General features: G+C 40.7%; 15 protein-coding genes. 11 read left to right on the top strand and 4 right to left on the bottom strand.

Annotated features, from left to right (window positions below):
• Positions 1–6: 6 nt before the first annotated feature.
• The 9 genes from malQ (at position 7) to rluF (ending at position 15,100) form a co-directional block, all read left to right on the top strand.
• Entirely contained in the window at positions 7–1,995 is a 1,989-nt protein-coding gene (gene malQ / locus BG00_RS16435; RefSeq protein WP_036983958.1) for a 4-alpha-glucanotransferase, read from the top strand.
• Complete coding sequence (glgB, locus tag BG00_RS16440) at positions 1,996–4,218, top strand: 1,4-alpha-glucan branching protein GlgB (protein ID WP_036983960.1); 2,223 nt, start codon at positions 1,996–1,998, stop codon at positions 4,216–4,218.
• On the top strand, positions 4,211–6,274 hold the full coding sequence (gene glgX, locus BG00_RS16445; RefSeq protein ID WP_051498261.1) for a glycogen debranching protein GlgX: 2,064 nt from the start codon (positions 4,211–4,213) through the stop codon (positions 6,272–6,274). The genes glgB and glgX overlap by 8 nt, the downstream gene beginning before the upstream one ends.
• Positions 6,267–8,792 (top strand): glycogen/starch/alpha-glucan phosphorylase, encoded by a 2,526-nt coding sequence (locus BG00_RS16450; protein ID WP_036983962.1) that lies wholly within the window; start codon positions 6,267–6,269, stop codon positions 8,790–8,792. Before glgX ends, BG00_RS16450 begins: the two co-directional genes overlap by 8 nt.
• Positions 8,793–8,812: 20 nt before the next feature.
• On the top strand, positions 8,813–10,075 hold the full coding sequence (gene glgC / locus BG00_RS16455; RefSeq protein ID WP_036983963.1) for a glucose-1-phosphate adenylyltransferase: 1,263 nt from the start codon (positions 8,813–8,815) through the stop codon (positions 10,073–10,075).
• Between the two features lie 48 nt (positions 10,076–10,123).
• Positions 10,124–11,656, top strand: coding sequence for a glycogen synthase (locus BG00_RS16460; RefSeq protein ID WP_036983964.1), 1,533 nt, complete (start codon positions 10,124–10,126; stop codon positions 11,654–11,656).
• A gap of 83 nt (positions 11,657–11,739) precedes the next feature.
• Entirely contained in the window at positions 11,740–12,954 is a 1,215-nt protein-coding gene (locus BG00_RS16465) for an EAL and HDOD domain-containing protein (protein WP_036983965.1), read from the top strand.
• A gap of 27 nt (positions 12,955–12,981) precedes the next feature.
• Positions 12,982–14,067, top strand: a complete 1,086-nt coding sequence (locus BG00_RS16470) for a DUF418 domain-containing protein (RefSeq protein WP_036983966.1) — start codon at positions 12,982–12,984, stop codon at positions 14,065–14,067.
• Between the two features lie 43 nt (positions 14,068–14,110).
• Positions 14,111–15,100: a 23S rRNA pseudouridine(2604) synthase RluF gene (gene rluF, locus BG00_RS16475; RefSeq protein WP_036983968.1), complete on the top strand. Its 990-nt coding sequence runs from the start codon at positions 14,111–14,113 to the stop codon at positions 15,098–15,100.
• Positions 15,101–15,160: 60 nt separating this feature from the next.
• Here rluF and BG00_RS16480 read toward each other — a convergent pair whose 3' ends face one another.
• Positions 15,161–18,226 carry an efflux RND transporter permease subunit gene (locus BG00_RS16480; RefSeq protein ID WP_036983970.1) on the bottom strand — a complete coding sequence of 1,022 codons (3,066 nt, stop codon included), beginning with the start codon at positions 18,224–18,226 and terminating at the stop codon, positions 15,161–15,163.
• 2 nt (positions 18,227–18,228) lie between these two features.
• Positions 18,229–19,311, bottom strand: coding sequence for an efflux RND transporter periplasmic adaptor subunit (locus tag BG00_RS16485; protein ID WP_036983971.1), 1,083 nt, complete (start codon positions 19,309–19,311; stop codon positions 18,229–18,231).
• A 122-nt stretch (positions 19,312–19,433) separates the two neighbouring features.
• Here BG00_RS16485 and BG00_RS16490 point away from each other — a divergent pair, with 122 nt between their 5' ends.
• Positions 19,434–20,336: a LysR family transcriptional regulator gene (locus tag BG00_RS16490; RefSeq protein WP_036983972.1), complete on the top strand. Its 903-nt coding sequence runs from the start codon at positions 19,434–19,436 to the stop codon at positions 20,334–20,336.
• Positions 20,326–20,631, top strand: coding sequence for an MGMT family protein (locus BG00_RS16495; protein ID WP_036983973.1), 306 nt, complete (start codon positions 20,326–20,328; stop codon positions 20,629–20,631). Before BG00_RS16490 ends, BG00_RS16495 begins: the two co-directional genes overlap by 11 nt.
• Before the next feature lie 463 nt (positions 20,632–21,094).
• Here BG00_RS16495 and BG00_RS16500 read toward each other — a convergent pair whose 3' ends face one another.
• On the bottom strand, positions 21,095–22,537 hold the full coding sequence (locus BG00_RS16500) for an IS1182 family transposase (protein WP_004589456.1): 1,443 nt from the start codon (positions 22,535–22,537) through the stop codon (positions 21,095–21,097).
• 180 nt (positions 22,538–22,717) lie between these two features.
• On the bottom strand, positions 22,718–23,374 hold the full coding sequence (locus BG00_RS17180) for a hypothetical protein (RefSeq protein ID WP_051498262.1): 657 nt from the start codon (positions 23,372–23,374) through the stop codon (positions 22,718–22,720).
• Positions 23,375–23,465: the final 91 nt, after the last annotated feature.

Here is a 23,465-nt window from a genome sequence, read left to right on the forward strand (position 1 = left end):
CGCTGAATGGACGCACTATCGCAATTGTTTTATTTGCATGGTATTGGTTACGAATACACTAAGTATACGGGTGAACACGTTATATTTAGCGAAGACACCCGTAAATCTGCTTTGCACTGCTGTGGCGTTGACACACGTGATACGGCGCAAATAACCCAGTTAAATTATCAATTGGATGCGGCTACATGGTTAACACTCGCACCTGCTGTTAGCATAATAGATCAGGCTAGTAATGTGCTAAAGGTGCGTGTTAATGAAGCTGATACGCATCATAAAATTACATTAACTGTGGCAGCATTAAATATAAAGCTGCAATTTGAACACATTGCTCAGTATGCAGCATTAGGTGAGTACTTTGTAAATGGGTGTCGTTATATAGAAATAGCGCTACCACTGACGCATTTACCAACCGGCTATTATGATGCGTTATTAACGATGGGTGAGCAATCTGCTAAAACACAAATTTGGTCGACCCCTGAACAAGCCTACCAAATAGCGGATAAAAAACGCTTTGGCTTATCAATTCAGTTATATACATTAAAAAATAAAGCCGGACTCGGGATTGGCGATTTTAGTGATTTACTTGAGTTGGCAACCTTATGTGCAAAGCAAAATATGGACTATATTTTACTTAACCCATTGCACTTATTGTTTGCAGATAACCCTGAGTGCGCCAGCCCCTACAACCCAAACAATCGTGCCTTACTCAATCCGCTATATATCGCAATTAATTTATCGCCAGACAGCTTTAACAATCCGGATTTAACTGAGTTGTTATCTGCTAATACCTCAAGCAAATACAGCGACCAAAATGTAGCGTTTATTGATTATAGAACGGTTACTGAGAGCAAATATGCTGCTTTTAAGCTGCTTTTTAAGCATTTTCAACAACAGGGCAGTCAAACACGGCAAAACGAATTTAGTGCGTTTTGTAAACAGTACTGTGATCTACTTGCTATGTTAGAAACCACAGAGCCCACATTTGAATATTACCTCCAATGGCAAGCACACAGCCAACTCGCGCTATGCCAACAGCATTGTATTGAGCAAGGGATGGCGATTGGTTTAATTAATGATTTAGCGGTGGGTTGTGCTAATGAGGGCACTGAATTTAAATACCAGCAGGGATTATTTAGTCAAGATGCAACCCTTGGCGCACCACCAGATCCTTGGGCACCTAACGGCCAAAATTGGGGGCTGCCAGCAATAAACCCGCAGCGCCTTGCTGACAATAACTATCAGTTTTATCGCTCACTCATACGCGCCAATATGGATGCAGCAGGCGGGTTACGAATCGACCATGTAATGGCGATTAGGCGTTTGTGGTGGTGTTTCATAAACAATAATACCCAAGATGGCTGTTATGTGTATTACCCATTTGAGCATTTATTAGCAATTTTAAAAATTGAATCTCATCTTAATCAGGCCATAGTAATAGGCGAAGATTTAGGGGTTGTTCCACCGGAGGTAAAAGAGGCACTGGTTGATAGTGGCATTTTCTCAAACAGCTTATTTTATTTTGAAAAACAACAAAATGATGAATTTGTAAATAGCGATGACCTTAGCGAGCAATGCCTGCTGATGATAGCCAATCATGATGTACCGCCATTTGTGGGCTGGTGGCAGCATAGCGATTTAAAAATTAAACAGCAGTATGGGCTGATTGATACTGATGAGTATCAGCAGTTAGTTCAGCAGCGAGAGCAAGAGCAGCACCGGCTATTACGCTTTTTAAATCCGCAAAACACTTCCTTGTCACTTAACACGGATGCTTTTGACGTTTATAGCGCTTTGGCTGTATGTTTAGCTAAATCGCCGTCTCGTTTATTTGCATTACAGCTTGATGATTTAGACAAGCAACACTACCCAGTCAATATTCCTGGCACCGACAAAGAGTATCCTAATTGGCGACGGGTACTCACACATACGTGCGACGATATTTTTAAAGATAATGCTGCTCTTTTGGCTGCAATACATTCAATAAGGAATGCGTAAATGGGCAGTACTAAAAATAGGGTATCAACGCAATTAGTTGATTATGACGCACAGGTAAACGCTTTAACTGCAGGGCGATTTAAAGACCCGTTTAGTTTTTTAGGCGCGCACAACATCCAAAGTGGCACTGAAATACGCGTGTATTTGCCAGCGGCATTACGCGTCGAACTGTTAATTGATGGTCAAGTTATTAGCGCGTTACGCTATAAACACAGTGATTTATTTATCGCTGAGTTATCAAGCATGCCTAGCAGTGTTTACCAATGCCAGGTTAGTTATGAAAATAGCGATGTTACATTTTACGATGAATACAGCTTCAGCAGTACATTGGATGAACAAGCTATGTACTTGTTTAACGAAGGTAGCCTTGAGCATGCTTATACTCACCTAGGTGCGCAATTTACTACACAACAAGGGGTAGATGGTGTTCGTTTTTGTGTGTGGGCGCCTAATGCCGCCAGTGTATCGGTTATTGGTGAGTTTAATTTTTGGCAAGCGAATCGCCATTTTATGCGATTTCATCCGGCCAGTGGGGTATGGGAATTATTTATCCCGGATTTAAGTGCAGACATGTGCTACAAATTTGCTATTACTACGCTCAGTGGCGAGGTCTTAGATAAAGCCGATCCTTTTGCGTTTAAAATGCAGCAAGCACCGGGTACTGCCAGTATATTACAGTACAAACCAGCGCCTATTTTGCTAAGTGAACAAGCGATTATAAATCGCCAAAAGCGTAATCATATTGATGCCGCTATTAGTATTTATGAAGTGCACTTAGGCTCTTGGCAACGCGCTGAGCATAACCGTTACTTAAGCTACACCGAGCTTGCAGATAAGCTTGTAGGCTACGTGATTGAAATGGGGTTCACGCATTTACAACTTATGCCGATAAGTGAATACCCGTTTGATGGCTCTTGGGGTTATCAGCCAGTAGGGCTGTTTGCACCTACGAGCCGCTTTGGTGATTACAACAGCTTTAAATACTTAGTTGAACAATGCCATAAAGCTAATATAGGCATATTACTTGATTGGGTCCCTGGGCACTTTCCAAGCGATCCGCATGGCTTACATTGCTTTGATGGCACCCATTTATACGAACACGCTGATATGCGCCAAGGGTTTCATCCTGATTGGAACACCTATATTTATAATTATGACCGCCCTGAAGTAAAAAGCTTTTTAATTTCTAATGCGATGTATTGGCTTAGCCAATTTGGCATAGACGGACTACGTGTGGATGCGGTGGCGTCGATGCTTTATCTTGATTACAGTCGTAAAGAAGGACAGTGGGTAGCTAATTGTTATGGCGGTCGAGAAAACTTAGGGGCTATAGAGTGCCTAAAACAAGTGAACTTACGCAGTTATAAAAATAACCCCGGCATTATGATGGTTGCCGAGGAGTCAACGGCTTGGCCTGGGGTCACGCAAAGTGTTGAACACAATGGCTTAGGTTTTGGTTATAAATGGAATATGGGCTGGATGAATGACAGCTTAGATTATATGCAGCAAGATCCGTTATTTAGAAAACATCACCATCATAAAATGACATTTTCTATGGTGTATGCATTTAGTGAAAATTACATTTTACCGCTCAGTCATGATGAAGTGGTGCATGGAAAGGGATCACTACTAAACAAAATGCCCGGTGACGATTGGCAGCAGTTTGCAAACTTGCGTGCTTATTATGCGTTTATGTGGGCACATCCAGGCAAAAAATTACTGTTTATGGGCGCCGAAATAGCACAGCGTAAAGAGTGGGATCATGACCATTCACTAGACTGGCACTTGCTTGAGCATCAAAGCCATCAAGGTATTCAGCATACGGTTAAACGTCTTAATCAAGTGTATCAAGCGCATCCATCTTTATATGAGCTTGATAGCTGTGCAACGGGCTTTTCATGGATAGATAATAATAACAGCCAGCAGAGTATGTTTAGCTTTATTCGTTATGCTAAAAATGCTGACCACTTTATGGTTATTGTCGCTAACTTTACACCAACGGCTTATCAACACTACACCTTAGGTGTGCCAGCGAAGGGCACATATAAAGTGGTTTTAAATACCGATGAGGTTTGCTTTTTTGGCTCAGGTTATCGTGTCACAGAGGATAAAAACCAGCTTATCCACTCAGTCGTTCAGCCAAGTCATGGGTTTGATCACAGTATTACAGTTAATATTGGTGGCTTAACCACACTTTACTTAGAAAAGGTGAATGATGAGTAATTGCTTTGAGGTTACTCAGGGTGCGCCTTTGCCACTGGGTTCGAGTGTACAAAACCAAGGCGTTAACTTTGCCTTGTATGCCCCTAATGCAAGCCAGGCTTTTGTGTGCTTATTTGATAAAAGCGGCCATACAGAAATATTAAAAATAGCCATGAATATTAATGAAGGCGGCGTATGGAGCATTCACATAGCCCCATTAAGCACAGGCGCATTGTATGGCTTTAGGGTTGATGGCGAATACAGCCCAGAAAAAGGCATGTTGTTTAATGAACATAAATTACTGATTGATCCGTATGCAAAAGACTTGTTTAACGAATTTACTTGGAGCGAACGACATTATGGGCAAATGCCCATTGGCACTAAAAGTGTGGTTAATAATGCGATAGATATGCCTAAATCAAAAGTGACTGCGTCGGTAGCTTATACACAAACAAAGCCACAGCATAGTTGGGCCAATACCGTTATTTATGAGTGCCATGTTAAAGGTGCCACCTGTCGCCATCCTGATATCCCTAAAGCACTACAAGGGACATTTTTAGGTTTGAGTCATCCCAGTTTTATTGATCATTTAAAAAGTTTAGGGGTAACAGCTATTGAACTTTTGCCTGTGCATGCTTTTATAAGTGAGCAGTTTTTAACCGCTAAAGGACTGCAAAATTACTGGGGCTATAATAGTCTTAACTTTTTCACTCCTCATAAAGACTATTTGGTTAATGACGATATAAACGAATTTAAACAAATGGTGAGCGAGTTACACCGCGCCAATATTGAAGTTATTTTGGATGTGGTATACAACCACACCGCAGAGGGAGGAAATGATGGCCCTATTTTATCTCTGCGAGGGCTCGACAACCTAACATATTATCGCACCATTGACGGGCAACCCAATGTTTATATTAATGATACAGGGTGTGGCAATACGTTAAATATCGATCACCCTAAAACCTTACAATTGGTACTCGACAGCTTACGTTACTGGGTTGAAGTTATGGGCGTTGATGGCTTTCGATTTGATTTAGCCACCATTTTAGCGCGTTCAAATACGGGCTTTAGTGCGTCTCACACCTTTTTACAAGCAATTGCCCAAGATCCTGTGTTAAATAAAGTTAAACTGATCAGTGAGCCGTGGGATATAGGCCCTGGTGGTTATCAGCTTGGTGCATTTCCTTCACCTTGGCGAGAGTGGAACGATCAATATCGTGATGTGATTAAACGCTTTTGGCAAAGTGAAAAAGGCATTATTAGTGATGTCGCAAAGCGTTTACATGGCTCGTTTGATATTTTTGAACACAGTAACCGAGGCCCGCTAAATAGCATTAACTTTATTACCAGCCATGATGGGTTTACGTTAGCCGACTTAGTCAGTTATGAGCAAAAACATAACCAGGCCAACGGTGAAAACAACCAAGATGGTCATAGCGCTAATTATTCGTTTAACTGCGGGGTTGAGGGATTTACCAGCGACTCAGAAGTAATGAGTTTGCGCTTACAACAGCAAAAAAACTTTCTACTCACCTTATTACTCTCCAAAGGCGTGCCAATGATAGCCGCTGGCAGTGAGATGGCGCACTCGCAAGGCGGTAATAATAACGCTTATTGTCAAAATAATCGCACCAGCTGGCTTGCTTGGAAAGACTCACAACTGAATCATTCATTGATTCAGTTTATTGATGATGCGCTAAAAATCAGGCGTGGTCACAGTGCATTTAAACACAGTGTGTTTTTGGATGATATTGATGAGCGCTTCACCGTTAAATGGTTTACCGAGCAAGGTAAAAAAATGGATGAAACACATTGGCATGAAGATACACGTCAATTTTTAATGTATAGCTTACTTGATAAGCAAAATAAGCATGCGTTATTAATTATTCTTAATGCTAGTAAACAGCCTGTGGTCTGCCAATTACCACAATCGCCCATTATCGCGCCATGGACGTTAGTGTTATCAAGTGTAAATAACGCATCATCTGTTATTCAAGAAGATGCAACCGTGAATATTTCAGCACAAAGTAGTTGGGTTTTTAGTGCCAATTTAGAAGGCGATGATTATGACTAAGCAAGACGAGCAAGTGTGTGTAGTAAAAGGCTGGCAAGCAGGCCCAGTGATAGACAAAAGTACTTTAAGTGATGATTTAACACGGCACTTTTATTACACCTTAGGACGTGATGTGGTGGGCGAGTCACAGTTGTATTTGTATCATGCATTAGCACTGACGATCAGAGACCGATTAGTGGCACGCTGCAGGGAAACCAATCAACAAATAAAACAACAAAAACGCCGTAAAACAGCCTATTTATCGTTAGAGTTTTTAATGGGCAGAGCGCTGGGTAATGCGGTATTAAATCTAGATTTAGAATCACAAGTTACAAAGGCACTGCAAGCTTACTGTACTGAGCTTGAAAGTGTGGAACAAGCTGAGCATGATGCCGGTTTAGGCAATGGCGGCTTAGGGCGACTAGCGGCTTGCTTTTTAGATAGCTGTGCCAGTTTAGCGCTGCCAGTGGTCGGTTATGGTATTCGTTATGAATATGGCATGTTTAATCAGTCAATAAAAGAGGGTAATCAGGTTGAGCAACCAGATAACTGGTTACGAGAAGGTCATCCTTGGGAATTAAGCGCACCGGAGCAAGCTAAACTGGTTAAGTTTTTTGGTTATGTACAAAGCTACACCGATAAATTTGGCCGTGAGCATCGCCAATGGATCAGTTCTCAAGATGTATTAGCAGTGCCTTATGATGTACCTATTCCAGGCTATAAAAATAATATTGTTAATACCCTTAGACTTTGGAAGTCTGAAGCAACGGACGAATTTAACTTAACAGAATTTAATGCCGGAAGTTATTCTGAAGCGGTAGCACAAAAAAATCTCGCTGAGCAAATAACCATGGTGTTGTACCCTAACGACAGCAGTGAAAATGGTAAAGAGCTGAGATTACGTCAACAATACTTTTTATCATCGGCAAGTATTCAAGATGTACTTACACAATGGATTGAACAATACGGTAATGATTTTACTGAATTTGCTCAGCATCATGTGTTTCAGCTTAACGATACCCACCCAAGTATTGCGGTTGCCGAGCTGATGCGAATTTTAGTTGATGACCATGAACTGGATTGGGATCAGGCATGGAATATCACCACCAAAACCATGGCTTACACAAATCATACCTTACTACCAGAGGCATTAGAGAAGTGGTCGGTATCGTTATTTGCTAAATTATTACCGCGTATTTTAGAGATTATTTATGAAATTAATGCCCGCTTTTTAGCCGAGGTGGCCATGCATTGGCCAGGTGATGTGCAAAAACAACGGGATTTATCATTAATTGAAGAAGGGGGCGAGCCGCAAATACGTATGGCCTTTTTAGCCATTGTCGGCAGCTATTCTGTTAATGGTGTGGCAGCACTACACACGCAGTTATTAACCGCGGGTTTGTTTAAAGATTTTTATGCGCTATGGCCTGACAAATTTAACAACAAAACCAATGGTGTTACTCCACGGCGCTGGCTTGCATACTGCAATCCGAGTTTAAGCCAGATCATTAGCGAAAAAATAGGTAAAGACTGGATAGGTGATTTTGCACAAATTAGCCAATTACGTCGTTACTACGATGACCCCCAGTTTCATATAAATTGGCAACAAGCAAAACAACAAAACAAACAACGCTTAGTTGATTTAGTAAAACAAAGATGTGGCGTAGAGTTTGATATTAACATGCTGTTTGATGTGCAGGTAAAACGTATTCACGAATATAAACGTCAGTTACTTAACATTTTACACGTTATTCATTTATATGACCGCATACGCCGTGGCGACACACAAGGCATGGTGCCTCGCTGCGTTTTATTAGGTGGTAAAGCAGCACCGGGTTACATGGTGGCTAAAAAAATCATTAAGCTGATTAATAATGTTGCTGAGGTGATCAATAAAGACCCACAGGTATCTGCTTTTCTAAGAGTCGCGTTTTTACCTAATTATAATGTAACCGCCATGGAAACCATTTGCCCTGCAACGGACTTATCGGAGCAAGTATCAACCGCGGGCAAAGAGGCCTCAGGTACCGGCAACATGAAGTTTATGATGAATGGCGCGCTAACAATAGGCACCCTAGATGGCGCTAATATTGAAATACGTGACGCTGTTGGGGCTGAGAACTTCTTCTTATTTGGCGCACAAGCTGAGCACATTGACGACATAAAAGCGCATTATAACCCTAGTGAAATAATTGCGAATAACCCTGATTTGAATAGTGTGATGCATTTACTCGAAAGTGGCCATTTCAATCTATTTGAACCTGGCTTATTTGACGACGTGATTAATGGTATTAAAAGTAACAACGATCCTTGGTTAACCGCCCATGACTTTGCCAGCTATATAGCTGCGCAACGTGATGTTGATAAAGCCTATGCAGATCAAACATACTGGACTCAAATGAGTATTTTAAATACTGCCGCCAGTGGCTCATTTTCTAGTGACAGAACAATTAGTCAATATTGTGATGATATATGGCATTTAACTCCACTTGATACCACACACCAAACAGTAAAAACAAACACTGACACTAACAGCTGACACTAAACGGAGAGAGTAATATGCCCAGTTATGCAAATCGTTATATAAGTAATTTAACCAGAGAAACCTACGCTTTAATTCTTGCCGGAGGTCGCGGTTCTCGCTTGCATGAGCTAACCGACTGGCGTGCTAAACCCGCCGTTTATTTTGGTGGTAAACATCGTATTATTGATTTTCCACTATCAAATTGCATTAACTCAGGTGTAAGACGTGTCGGAATTGCAACGCAGTATAAATCTCATTCGCTAATACGCCATGTAAATCGTGCATGGGGGCATTTTAAAAAGGAATTAGGTGAGTCAGTTGAAATATTACCTGCGTCACAGCGCCATGGTGAAGAATGGTATTGCGGTACTGCCGATGCGGTATTTCAAAATATGGATATTATTCGCCATGAATTACCTAAATATGTAATGATTTTGTCAGGCGATCATGTATATCGTATGGATTACGGCGGTTTGTTAGCAAAGCACGTCGAAAATGGTGCTGATATGACCGTATGCTGTTTAGAAGTCGCGGTTGAAGAAGCAGCGGGTACCTTTGGCGTAATGACAGTTGATCAAGAAAACCGAGTGCGACGATTCGATGAAAAACCAGCTGAACCAAGCTCTGTACCTGGTAAACCTGGTACGTGTTTAGCGTCAATGGGAAATTATGTATTTAATACTGAGTTTTTATTTGAGCAGCTACAAAAAGATGCGCAAACAGAGGGCTCAGGGCGTGACTTTGGCCATGACATTATTCCAGCCATTATTGAAGAACATAATGTGTTTGCTTATCCGTTTAGAGATCCCGCACAAGTAGGGCAACCTTATTGGCGCGATGTAGGGACCTTAGATTCATTTTGGGAAGCTAATATGGAACTGGTTATGCCTGAGCCTCAATTGGATTTGTACGACCCTACTTGGCCAATTTGGACATACCAAGAGCAGCTTCCTCCAGCTAAGTTTATTTTTGATGATGACGATCGCCGGGGTATGGCTGTTGATTCAACCGTATCCGGTGGCTGTATTATTTCAGGCTCATTAGTAAGAAAGTCATTACTGTTTTCGAATGTACATATTCGCTCATATTGTACTATTGAAGAGTCGGTGGTTTTACCCGGTGTTATAGTTAACCGTGGGTGTAAAATAAAACGTGCCATTATTGATAGAAGCTGTGAGATACCACCTGGACTAGAAATTGGTTATGATCGCCAATCTGACGAAGCCAATGGCTTTAGAGTATCTAAAAAGGGAATTGTTTTGGTAACCCGTGAGATGCTGACAAAGTTAAATCAATAATTAAAAGAGCAAGGCGAAAGCCTTGCAGCAAACTATAAGAGTAAATTAATGCATATATTAATGGTTGCTGCAGAGAATGATGCGTTACCTAATGCCAAAGTTGGTGGTGTTGCTGATGTTATTCGTGATTTACCAAAGGCGTTAGTGGCGCAGGGGCTGACGGTAGATGTGGTTATTCCTGATTATGGTTTTGAACTAGGTGAGCGCTGTTTTATTGGTGAAGTGAGTGTGGCATTTAAGTCACAGACCCACGTTTTATCTTTGTTTGAAATTCCACAGAATCAAAAAGGGGTGAGGCAAATAGTGATAAGTCATCCTCTTTTTAGTCAATCATTGAGTGTGTATTGTAACGACAACGATAATAGACCATTTGCTACCGATGCAACCAAGTTTGCACTGTTTAATGCCGCTATTTGTGAAGCGCTTTTACAAGGGGTATTAACACAACCCAACACGTTACATTTGCATGATTGGCATAGTGCCTGTGTGGCCGTGTTACTTAAATTTAATCCTCGTTATGGCAAGCTTGCTAAGCTGCGCTTGGTATATACGGTGCACAATTTAGCTTTGCAGGGAATTCGTCCTTTTAAAGGGGATGATTCAAGCTTAAAAGCATGGTTTCCCTCGTTAAGTTACGACGGGCAACGATTATGCGACCCTCGTTATCCGCATTGCTTTAACCCTATGCGCAGTGCCATTAATTTAGCCGACAAAGTACATGTGGTTTCACCGAGTTATAGCCAAGAAGTGCAAATAGCAAGTAATGACGCCCACGGATTCTTTGGTGGCGAAGGGCTTGAACGAGATTTACAGCAAGCGGCTGAGCAAGGCAAATTAATTGGCATACTCAACGGCTGTGATTACGCAATTCAAGACGAACATGAAGCAACTTATAGTAAGCTATTAGAGCAAATAGAATCGACTTTGTTTAGTTGGATGGCAAAAAGCGCGCAATTACACAGCAGCCACTACATCGCCCATCAGCGTGTTTTACAATTTATGGCGTGTGATAAGCAAGGGCCACTTGTAACAAGTGTAGGGCGGCTCACTGATCAAAAAGTATTGTTACTTTGCCAGCAACAAAGCAAAGACCTGACTATTGATTCAGTGTGTCAGATCATTAATCAATTTAAGGGGCGTTTACTTGTGCTTGGCTCTGGTGATAGTAAACTTGAACACCTTTTTACCTACGCCATGGCACGTAATAACAACTTTTTGTTTTTAAAAGGCTATGGGCAAGGTGTTGGCGATTTAATGTATCAATTAGGTGATTTATTTTTAATGCCGAGTTCTTTTGAGCCCTGTGGAATTAGCCAGATGCTCGCAATGCGAGCCGGCCAACCTTGCTTAGTGCACAGTGTCGGAGGTTTAAAAGATACCGTAGAGCATAATGTCAGTGGATTTTGTTTTAACGGCGATACGCTAAGTACACAAGCTAATGCACTCTTGCAGAGTTTAACTGAGGCACTTAGCCTATATCAAACAAACCCTAAGCAATGGCAAGCAATAAAAAGGCGAGCTGCTGATGCACGATTTAGTTGGGATAGTGTGGTAACTGATTATATAACATACTTATATTAAAAAGTTTTATAAAGTTCAGTGACATCCCTTCTTGTTTACGCTTTAATTACTTAGTCTGGTGGAAATAATATAAAGTAGGTAATGTGTCTGTATTTGTGGCAAGGCAAGCAATACTAAATAGGAATCAAAATGTAGTTGCTTATGAACTGCTATTTCGCGATAGTCCTGAAAATTGCTTTCCTGGTGTGTCTGATGGCCAAGCAACGGCGAGGCTTATCATGGAAAACCAGCTTAACCTAGGTACTCGTCACATTACCTCGGGTAAAAAAGCATTGATCAATATTGGCCCTGAGTCGTTAAAACTTGATTTGTGTGATTTTTTACCTTGTAAAGATGTGGTTATTGAATTACTTGAGACCATAGAGCCCACCGACGATACCTACGAGCTATGTCGTAAACTATTCCACAGTAACTACAAATTAGCCCTTGATGATTTTGTTTATAAGCCGCAGTGGGAGCGCTTTTTAAAGCTGGTCAACTTAATTAAATTTGATATTCGCCTTACTCCACTTGCTGAAATTCCGCTGGTGGTGAATAAGCTTAAAAAATACAAAAATATTAAACTACTAGCCGAAAAAATAGAAACCGTTGAAGAATATAAATTGGCCCGTAAAATGGGCTTTGATTATTTTCAAGGTTATTATTTTGCGCGCCCAGTGATGATAGAACAAAAAGATATGCACTATAATTACGGCCTAGTGATCGCCATTTACTCAGAAGTAATGAAGCCAGATCCTGATGTTAAAGTGATCACCGGTTTATTTGAGCTTGATGCGGCATTGGCTTACAAGTTACTGCGTTTATTAAATAGCGGTGTGTTTCCGCTACAAAGCCAAATTTCGTCGTTAAAACAAGCGTTAGTTTACCTCGGCCAAGCACGTTTAAAAAAGTTTGTTAACTTAATTGTCACTGCCCATACAGCTCGCTCTAAGCCTATAGAGCTCATGCAGATGTGCGTTATTCGCGCACGGTTTTGTGAATTAATAGCCGCAAAAGTTGCTAAGCAGGTTCAAGGTGAAGCATTTTTAACGGGGCTTTTTTCACTGCTCGATGCTATTTTAGACAAGCCAATGGACTTGCTGGTTGATAAACTTCCATTCCCGGAAGATATAAAAGCAGCGTTAACTGGTGAAAAAAATAACTTATATTATATCCTTGAAACAGTCAAAGCCTACGAAACAGGAAGCTGGTGGGCGCTTGAGAAAGCGGTATTACTGATTAATTTAGACAGTGCTTTTTTACCAAAATTATACAAACAAGCGGTACAATGGGCCGATAGCTATAAAGATAATATTTAGGGAATTCATGCTTTGCGCAATTATAATATGGACTTTATAAGGGGCATAGCAGTACTTGGCCTGGTATTTATTAACTGCTATTCCTTTGCAATTTTTGAACTCAATTACACTCCACTTACCACGCCTCCAGCTAGCGATAATTTTTTACACACCTTAAGCCTTATATTTGTTGAAGGGCGGTTTCGCACATTATTTACGTTATTATTTGGTGCTGGTCTTTATATTCAGTATCAGCGATACCAATGCACTGAGCCACTAAAAAAACGATTACATTGGCTGATTGTGTTTGGCTTAATACATGGGTTGTTACTGTGGGCGGGTGACATTTTGTTTTTATATGGGGTGTCAGCATTACTGGTATTACGCTATTTAGATTACACGGACGAAGAGCTTAAAAACAAAGCGGCCTTTTTTACTTTTATCGCTTTACTTGCCACAGCAATGTTTATGTTAGGGCTTAATGAGGAACCACTCTATAGGGATTCTCCCGAGTTTTACCAGATATATAATAGTTATTACCAAAGTATTGGTGCTCACTTTAGCCAAAATATAACAATGAGCGCCTATATGTTGCTGGCTGTGCCAATTTTATTATTGTGGGCTAGTGCTGGGTTTATGCTAATTGGTATTGTTGCCTACAAATGTAATGTGTTTAGTGATGGATTTAGCAGGTCGGGGCTAATTAAATTTACAGTGTTAAGTGTGTTGCTGACTAGCTTACGATTAGTGTTAGAGTCATATGAACAAGGTATTGGTTATGCGTTACAAGAGCCTGTTAATGAACTTGCTGCCTTATGTGTTGCACTGCTTTATATTCATTTAATTGTTAAACTTTGCGACAACAGCGCCTACATAGGGAGGCTTATCCAACAAGTTGGACGTTTAGCTTTTACTTTATATATAAGCCAAACCATTATGCAGTTATTATTGTTTAAAGTGTTTTTTCCGCAGTGGACGCTTAGTTTTAATCGACTCGATTATTGGCTGCTCGCCATTAGCTTAGTGATTGTACAGCTTATATTTACAGCTATTTATTGCCGTTATTTTAAGCAAGGCCCGCTTGAATACCTATGGCGTAAATTAGCAAAAATTAACCGCGAAAAAATAGCTTGAGTAGTTTAAACTATGCGCCTTTATATTTAAGAAGATTTGCCAGATGACAGACTTGAAGCGTTTAAATAAATTTATTAGTGAAACCGGGTTTTGCTCTCGCCGCGAAGCCGATAAATATATTGAGCAAGGTCGTGTTACCGTTAATGGCGAATTACCAGAAATGGGTGTTAAAGTTGCCCAATCAGATGCAGTTTTGGTTGATGGTAAACCATTAAAAGCACCACCTAAACGTGTGTATATTGCTTATAATAAGCCTGTGGGCATTACCTGTACCACAGAGCGTAAAATTCAAAGTAATATTGTTAAAGCTGTTAATTATCCTGAACGTATATTTCCGATTGGTCGTTTAGACAGACCCTCAGAAGGGCTGATTTTTTTAACCAATGAAGGCGATATCGTTAATAAAATCTTACGAGCTGGCAATAACCACGAAAAAGAATATGTGGTTACTGTAGACAAACCACTTAATCGTCAGTTTGTAAATAAAATGGCGAACGGTATTCCTATTTTAGATACCGTGACTAAAAAGTGTAAAGTTACTCAGACCGGTGCGCAGCAATTTAGCATTATTTTAACCCAAGGTTTAAACCGTCAAATTCGCCGTATGTGTGAATACTTAGGTTACGAAGTGGTTACACTAAAACGTGTGCGTATTATGAACGTAACCCTCAAAGGATTGAAAGTAGGGCAGTGGCGACATTTAAGCGACGCTGAAATGGCGGTCATTAACGACTCAATTGCTGATTCAGGTAAAACGCAAGAACACTCACTTTATGATGATACTGAACAGCGCAATTACACTGAACAAGCTAAAAATAATGGCGCTAAATCTGCTCATAAGCGTGACTTTCAGGGCGGGAAACTACGTCGTGAAAATAATGACGAGCAACAAAAGCACGCTAAAAAAAGTAGTCGAAATACGCCTTATCAAAAACGCTCTACTACCTATGTAGGTAAATCAAAGACTCACAAAGCAAATACTGCCACAGGAAATAAAACCCGCAGCAGTAGCACGTTAAGCTTAAAAAAGTAATTAAGCTTGTTTAACAAAGCAAATAAAAACGCAGCCTTAGCTGCGTTTTTTGTTAGCCTACTATTTTTTAGGGTAATCAATCCTAAATACCACAGTGTATAAAACCGGCACTACAATTAGCGTCAGTATGGTAGCAAACCCTAAGCCAAACATAATGGTGACCGCCATCGACTGAAAAAATACGTCGAATAATAACGGGATCATGCCAAGTATTGTTGTGATAGCGGCCATGGCTACAGGGCGCACACGGCTGACGCCTGAGTCAAACACTGCTTGATAGGGTGATTTACCTTCACTCAGTTCTAAGTTTATTTGATCAACCAGTACAATGCCGTTTTTAATTAGCATGCCGCTTAAGCTTAGTAAGCCTAGTAGCGCCATAAAGCTAAACGGCGCATTCATCACTAATAAGCCTGCACTAACACCAATAATAGCCAGCGGTACAGTTGCCCAAATAACCAAAGGTTTTTTCACTGAGTTAAACAGTAATACTGTTACTGCAAACATTGCTAAATAGCCCAGTGGTAACGAGCCAAAAATAGCCTTTTTCGCTTTGCTTGATGATTCGAACTCGCCGCCCCATTGCATTTCATAGCCACGGGGTAAATCAATTGCTTCAACCTCAGCGCGAACCCGAGCAAATAATTTTGCAGGCGTTTCATCACCCAATACATCATGATCTGCCATCACAGTAATGGTGCGTTTACGATCGCGACGCATAATTAAGCTGTCTTCCCACTCAACAATAAATTCATCAACCACTTGGGTAACCGGCACAAACACGCGTAAAACAGGGCTATAAATTTGTAAATCGTGAACACTGTCTACATTTAAGCGCTCGCTTGCCGGTGAGCGGGCAATAATAGGCAATAATTGCGTACCATCACGATACACACCCACTTGCTTACCCGACAGGCTAGTTAACAGAACTTGGTCAAGGTCAAACTTGGTGATCCCCAAACGGCGCGCTTTTTGTTCATTAAATTGCGGACGAATCATTTTAGTGCGTGCACGCCAATCATCTCGAATGTTAAAGGCACCGTCGTCTTTGGCGATAATCTCTTTAGCCTGTGATGAAAGCTGTCTTAAAACAACCGGATCGGGGCCTGAGAACCGCGCCTCTATTTTAGCATCGGTTGACGGACCAATTTCCATTGGTTTTACTTTTAACTTTGCAGACAGTGGATGTTGCTGTGCGTAATCACGCACTTTTTGCATGACTTTTGCGACGGCTTCACGATTGGTGACACGAATAATTAACTGCCCATAAGCAGGGTAGGATTTTTCAGGCGCGTAGGTCAGCATAAAACGCGGCGCACCTTGGCCAACTGTACTGGTGATTTCTGTGACCAGTTCATTCTTTTGTAAATAAGCTTCTAGCTGCTTAATGCCCTCAAGGGTTGCGCGAATATCAGCGCCTTGATCTTGCCAGTAATCGACATAAAACATCGGGGTATTTGAGGCTGGAAAAAATGATTGCTTTACTGCACCAAACCCCACTACAGCGCTGCATAAAAGGGCAACCATAAGGACTAAGGTTGTTTTTCTAAAGCGCATAGCTAAATTTAATATCGCTTTATAACCATTGAATATGATGCCTTGGTAAGGGTCTTCATGCTCTTGATTATGTTCGTGTTTAAATTCGGTTTCTTTAAACATCAAGTGGGCAAAAAACGGCGTGAGCGTAATTGCGGTGATCCAGCTCAAGAGCAAAGAAATAAACAGCACCCAAAATAAGCTGCCAGCAAATTCACCACTGGCATCTGAGCTTAAACCAATCGGTGCGAAAGCGGTTATGGCAATAACTGTTGCGCCAAGTAGTGGCCACTTAGTTTGATCGACAATATTAACTGCGGCTTTAAGCTTTGTTTGACCGCGCTTGAGGTTGATGAGAATACCTTCGGTCACAACAATGGCGTTATCGACCAGCATACCTAGCGCAATAATTAGCGCGCCTAATGATATACGTTGTAAGTCAATCGCAAACAGCTTCATAAATATAAAGGTGCCTAATACGGTCAGTAATAAAATACCGCCGATTAAAACCCCACTTTTAAAGCCCATAAAAATAAGTAGTACTACAATAACTATTGCAATGGCCTCTATTAAACTAACAATAAAGCCATCTACCGACTGCTCTACTTCTTTAGGTTGGTTATACACTGAGCTAATATCAATACCATGCGGGCGTTGATACTCAAGAGATGCTAAGTGCTCATCTATGTGCTTACCTACATCAACAACATTAACCCCAGACATAAACGACACACCAATAAGCAGAGCATGTTGTTGATTGTAATGAATCACATTAGTCGGTACTTCAGCATATTCACGGTAAACCTTTGCAACATCGCCTAGATAAATGAGTTCGCTGGCACCAGGCTTTGAAATTAATAAGGTTTCAAGTTCTTTTACATCTTTAAATTCACCAGTAGGATGCAAGCGAATAGACTCATCACCCACGCGAATACGTCCAGCGTTAGATACGGTGTTTTGTGATTGCAGTAAATCATAAATATGACTAGGCGCAATACCGAGTTGGGCAAGCTTTTGCGTCGATACCTCAACCATTACTTGTGGCTGCTGTTGGCCCGCAATTGTAACTTTGCTCACTCCTTTAACTAAAACAAGTTCACGTTTTAAATAATCAACATAGTCTTTTAATTCATCATACGAGTAGCCATCGCCCGTGACGGCAAACATAACGCCGTAAACATCGGCAAAATCATCAATCACATTACTGGGGTAAACACCACTTGGCAGCGACGGGCTAAGGTCGTTTATTTTACGACGCATTTCATCCCATATTTGTCTTAGCTCCTGTTTCCGATAGGTGCTTTTCATTTCTACGGTAATTTGTGATTTACCATTGGATGAAATAGAGGTGACATAATCAACATAGGGGAGCTGTTGAATGGCATTTTCAATCGGAAATGTCACTTCTTCTTCGACTTGCTGTGGAGAGGCGCCTGGATATAAAGTGATCACCATGGCTTTTTTTAAAGTGAATTCAGGATCTTCCAGCTGGCCTAAATCAAAATAAGATACACTGCCGCCAATTAACAGCAACAGCGTAAACATCCAGCTAATGACTTTTTTCTCAATAGATAGTTGCGCAAAGCCCATAATTATAAGCCTCGCTCTTTATTCCAAGGACGAACAGACATGCCTTCTTTTAAAGAGTGAACACCGGCAGAGACAATTTGTTGGCCTTCTTTTACGCCGCTAAGCACTTCGATAGTGTCGTGATGCAATTGGCCCACTTGTACTGCTTGTTTATGCACAGTGCCAGTTTGCTGATTAAAAACCCACACATAGGCATTATCGCTTAGGCTTTTATTAGGATCTGAAAATACCGACTCAATAGGTAAAATAGTGTAAGGGGTTTGTGAGCGTGTAACTTTGCTCAAATCTATCATCACTTGTCCCGACATACCCGCAAGCAAATTAAAATCTTTTGGCACCGGTAATGAAAAAACCACTTTATAGGTAAGCGTTGCCGGATCGGCTTGGGTGTCCCATTCTTTAAGCGTTAGTTTGTATTGCTTGTCGTGATAGCCATCAAATTCAACCATAGGTTGGTATTGGGTATCTTTTTGAATGCGCGCCACGATTTTTTCAGGAACCTGTATTTCTACATCCATAAAATCGCGAGTTTCTAGGCGCAGAACATTTTGTTTTGCTTGAATACTCTCAAAGTTTTTTACAAACACTTTGGCTACTATGCCAGCAAAAGGAGCACGAAGTTCACTGTACTCTAAATTTGTTTCTGCAATTTTAAACGCTGACTCAGCGACTTGTTTATTGGCAACGGCTTGATCAAGCTCAGATTGACTGGTGATATTTTTATCAAATAGTTGTTTAATGCGTTTTAGTTGTGATTTTGCCAGTTCGTATCGTGCTTTACGTTCGTTATATTGTAATTGAAAATCCTCAGGATCTAACTTAGCCAATAGTTGTCCTTTTTCAACTTGTTCACCAGCTAATACAGGAAATTCAACCAACTCACCGTTGACCCTAAAAGCAAGATATGAGCCTTGGTTTGCAACCACTTCAGCGGGGAAGCTGCGAATGTTAGTTTGTGAATCATGACCAATGCTAAATAATTTAACCGGACGAATAGGCTCTTCTTTAGCTATTTTCTCGGGCTCTGAGCAGCCTATTAAACTTAGTAATGTCGCAGATAGTAAACATAAGCGAAACAGTGGCATGATATCTCCATGATAAAAAAAGGCTAAATAAGTGTGTGCAGCATACGCTGCAAACATATAAAATAAAATTCATTAAATTTTAGAAACTCAATAAGTTTTACTTATAATGTGCCGGGCTGACTATGAAACTTAATCAATTACAAATTTTAGATGCTATTGTGCAAAGTGCGAGCTTAAGTGGCGCTGCATTAAAGCTACATAAAACTCAGCCTGCATTGACACTAGCGATTAAAAACTTAGAGGCGAAATTAGGTTTTGATCTACTCGACCGTTCTAAATACCGATTACAACTTACCGAAAAAGGACGTATTTTTCATCGCGAGGCTAAACAGTTATTAGCCGCTAATGAGCAACTTACTCAGCTCGCAACAGAGCTGGCATTAGGCAATGAAGCGCAATATAGAGTCTGCTACGAGCAAATTTGTCATATGCAAAGTTATAACGAGATCATAAGTAATACTTTTAAGCATTTTTCTAGTACAGAATTTCGTTTAACCAGTGGTAAACGGTTTGTATCTTTAGAGCAAGTTAATACCGGCCAAGCCGAGCTTGGGATTGGCCCATGGTTTGATTTATTTCATGCCACCGGCGATTTAGAAAGCTTACCGATAGGCAAGCTTGATATAGGCATTGTTGGCGCAAAAGGGATTTTACCTAAGCAGCTTACCTACGATCAGTTACAACTTTACCCGTGTTTAGCGATGTTTGAAAGTGGCTTGAGCATAGACAGCGACAGGTTATCTTATTCTAAAGGGGCTGCGGTAATGAAAATAGATGACATATCTACCCTAAAGTCGTTTTTATTGTCAGGTGCAGGATGGGCAATGATGAGCTTAGGCCACTGTAAAAAAGAAATTGCCGCGGGCTCATTACAGCAAATAATAGTAACAGACAGAGAGCATCAGTTTAGCGCGCAAATTCGTGTTTTTCGTCAACATGCTATGCACCATGGTCCTGTTGCCCGTAAAATTTGGCAGCAATTTGAATTACTCAGTCAGGAGTATTTAAGCAAGAATGGACGTTAATAAAGAAACGGTTATTTACACTATTATTGCGAGTATACCCTCAGGGTGTGTTGCCAGTTATGGGCAAGTAGCGGCGCTTGCAGGGTATCCTAATAATGCTAGGTTGGTAGGTCGTTTATTAAAAGAGATGCCAAAAGATTCGGCGATCCCGTGGCATCGAGTGGTTAATAGCCAAGGTAAAATATCGTTTCCCGAAGGGAGTGATAAATACCAAGAACAACGACAAAAACTGTTATTAGAAGGTGTTAATTTTAACAATAATAAAGTGAATATGCGCGAGTGTAGATGGGAGTGATATAACCACTCTCAAACATATAAGTGTACGCGTAGGTCGGATAAGCGAAGCGCCATCCGACAAAGTAAAATACCTTGCCAATAATTCTCAATATTTAATGTTGTCGAGTAGCCAGAGAGTGCCATGAGCGGATTTTAAAGGCGTGTATCTGAAAATCTGTTGGGTGGCGCCTTCGGCTTAACCAACCTAGCTTTTAATGTAGGTTGGACAAGTGGCGGAGCCACGCCATCCGACAAAAATAATGAATTTACCAGAAACAGCCCAATTTACCCGTTAGCGATATAAATAACTGATTTGTACTGTAAGTTAAACCATATATATTGACTGTCGGCTGAGTGCCCAGACTGTGTAAAAACTAATTTTTAATAAATTGTCTTGGGTATGTTCTTAGTTTGAAACCATTTAAGATGGTTGCGATCGATTTTTTCTCAGTATCGCAATTTTCTCCGCGCGAACGAAACTGCTATGGCAACGCTACTCTAATTGCTTTACTTAGGCCGTTAACTCCCATAATTGTTATCATTCTTCTGAAGTTGTAAGCTAGGACATGAAGACTTATTTCTGTCCCCACGCTTTTTAAACCTCGTGTTAGTAAGTGGGTAGCTCCCATCCAGAGTTTAATTGTGCCAAAGGGGTGCTCAACAGTTTGCTTGCGATGAAGCATCAATTCAGGTTCATTCTTTAGCTTTTGAAGCATTTCTTCTGTCAGAATCTCATGCACCCACCGCCTTATTCGCCTAGGGTCTTTTTTAGAGTTAGTGCACTGACTTCTTATTTTACAATCTCGACAAGCAATGTGATTGAAGTAAACATCAAGGTATTTACCTTGCTCAAATACCTGCATTCGATTTTGAAGTTCATTACCAGCGGGGCATAAGTAAATATCTTTATTTGCATCGTATTTGAAGAGTGAGCGGTTAAATATCCCTTTCTTTTCAGAGGACGATGTATCCGTCTTGGGCATGATTGGCTCTGCACCCAAATCGATAGTATCTTTTATATCGGGCTGACTGAAGTAACCTTTATCTGCTAATACCCTTATATCTTCCTTGCGCAATGCTTTTTGTGCGAGTTTTGTCATTGACGCAAGCTGGCCTCTATCTGGCACGTTGGTCACCTCATGCGCCACTATAAGGTGGTGCTTGGTATCAACCGCACTTTGCACGTTATAACTCACAACTCTTGTAAAACCTTGAGTTTTCATTAAACGTGAATCAGGATCAGTAGTGGATATTTGCTTGTCAGGATGAGCTTCAACTTGTTCTTTAATCTCGTGTAGTTTTTTTAACTGGCTGCGAAAGTCAGCTAGCCTATCTTTTGTGGCTTTAATTTTTGTGACGTTAGCTTGCTCTTTATCGGCTTCATCAAGTAATTCAAGGTAACGTTCAATGTTCTTTTCGACTCGGTCGATGTGGAATTTAACTTTGCTTGGCGTAAAATTATTGCCTTTGTTGTTGCTAGCTTTAAACTTACTACCATCGATGGCAACAACTGGTTTCTCAAACATATTCAGACGACGGCAGACTTCAACAAACGTTTTGCACACATTTTTTATACCATCTCCGTTGTCTTTTCTAAAATCAGCAATCGTTTTAAAGTCGGGTGCCAACTTACCAAGTAGCCACATCAGTTCAATATTGCGTTGGCATTCGGTTTCTAATCGGCGGGATGATTGAATACGGTTGAGGTAACCATAAAGATACAGTTTTAATAATGTGGCTGGATGATACTTAGGGCGGCCTGTGGACTTTAAAGTTAACCCTTTAAACTCCAATTCAGCTAGATTTAGTTCCTCAATGAAAACATCAATCACTCTGACCGTATTATCTTCACTGACGTAGTCTTCCAACGATTCTGGAAATAACGTTGATTGGTCACGACTTTCACCGCTTATAAACTTTGACATACTGCCTCAACCCTCAACTGAATCAATAGTCTAATTATATAAATATCAGTATATTAAGTGAACTAAATGTATAGATTAATAGATCATAAGCAGAACATACTTAGACCAAAAGGTGATCAGAGTTTTCACACAGTCTGTGCCATAAGCGGACATTCATAGCCTTAGTCAGTTGTTAGGTGATTATTCGCAAGCGCGCCACCTTTCGACTTGCTCTCTAATCTTTATAGGGTTAACTATCGTGTTCCCACAACCAGCAATATAGTCGCATACATCCTCAATAGTTGTATTCTTGAATTTACAGCGATTGAAATAGGCTTTCAATTTTTGCTCATGACGTTTGATGGGTCTATGCCTAGAAGCAATAACCCAATACAGAATATTAAAGAAAGCATCATGATGCTTACCACCAACGCGTAGTATATTTGCTAAATCTTCATGTACAGTAGAATCCAATGAAAGGGCATCTCGCGCACTGAATCCAATTCGATTTGCATGCTTCACATAATATTCTTTTTGTTCATGAAATAATCGCCACGCCTTATCAAAGTCTCGCTCTTTAACTGCCTGCTTAGCCTGACTTTTCGCATCAGCAGCTTTGCCAAGGTAATCATTAGTATCGAAGCAATAACTGGAATTGTGTATGTTGTCATCTACATTACTCTTTTTAGAGTGCGATGCTGTAAACATAGTCCCTGAATACTTAGCATCTTTCATACCACTACGCGAAACAACCTGATTGCTTACCACTTTTTGAGTCGAAGAGGCTCTTGTTTGTGTAAGAGTGACTACAACCACAAGCACCACTACTAATAATATAATAAGTGTTATTATTCCCATTATTACCTCTTCTCATGGTTTAAAATAAGCGCACAAAAGTAATCACCTAACGCCGCGTTAAGTGGTGAAAAACGCGACCACCAAACCTAAA

This window comes from Pseudoalteromonas sp. SCSIO_11900 (assembly GCF_000576475.1).
Taxonomy (GTDB): Bacteria; Pseudomonadota; Gammaproteobacteria; order Enterobacterales; family Alteromonadaceae; genus Pseudoalteromonas; species Pseudoalteromonas tetraodonis.

Coding starts and splice junctions, on each gene's coding strand:
- BG00_RS16470 (WP_036983966.1), top strand. CDS start 12,982: ATGGACTTTATAAGGGGCATAGCAGTACTTGGCCTGGTATTTATTAAC.
- BG00_RS16480 (WP_036983970.1), bottom strand. CDS start 18,226: ATGGGCTTTGCGCAACTATCTATTGAGAAAAAAGTCATTAGCTGGATG.
- glgC (WP_036983963.1), top strand. CDS start 8,813: ATGCCCAGTTATGCAAATCGTTATATAAGTAATTTAACCAGAGAAACC.
- BG00_RS16490 (WP_036983972.1), top strand. CDS start 19,434: ATGAAACTTAATCAATTACAAATTTTAGATGCTATTGTGCAAAGTGCG.
- BG00_RS16450 (WP_036983962.1), top strand. CDS start 6,267: ATGACTAAGCAAGACGAGCAAGTGTGTGTAGTAAAAGGCTGGCAAGCA.
- rluF (WP_036983968.1), top strand. CDS start 14,111: ATGACAGACTTGAAGCGTTTAAATAAATTTATTAGTGAAACCGGGTTT.
- BG00_RS16495 (WP_036983973.1), top strand. CDS start 20,326: ATGGACGTTAATAAAGAAACGGTTATTTACACTATTATTGCGAGTATA.
- BG00_RS17180 (WP_051498262.1), bottom strand. CDS start 23,374: ATGGGAATAATAACACTTATTATATTATTAGTAGTGGTGCTTGTGGTT.
- glgX (WP_051498261.1), top strand. CDS start 4,211: ATGAGTAATTGCTTTGAGGTTACTCAGGGTGCGCCTTTGCCACTGGGT.
- glgB (WP_036983960.1), top strand. CDS start 1,996: ATGGGCAGTACTAAAAATAGGGTATCAACGCAATTAGTTGATTATGAC.
- BG00_RS16485 (WP_036983971.1), bottom strand. CDS start 19,311: ATGCCACTGTTTCGCTTATGTTTACTATCTGCGACATTACTAAGTTTA.
- BG00_RS16460 (WP_036983964.1), top strand. CDS start 10,124: ATGCATATATTAATGGTTGCTGCAGAGAATGATGCGTTACCTAATGCC.
- malQ (WP_036983958.1), top strand. CDS start 7: ATGGACGCACTATCGCAATTGTTTTATTTGCATGGTATTGGTTACGAA.
- BG00_RS16500 (WP_004589456.1), bottom strand. CDS start 22,537: ATGTCAAAGTTTATAAGCGGTGAAAGTCGTGACCAATCAACGTTATTT.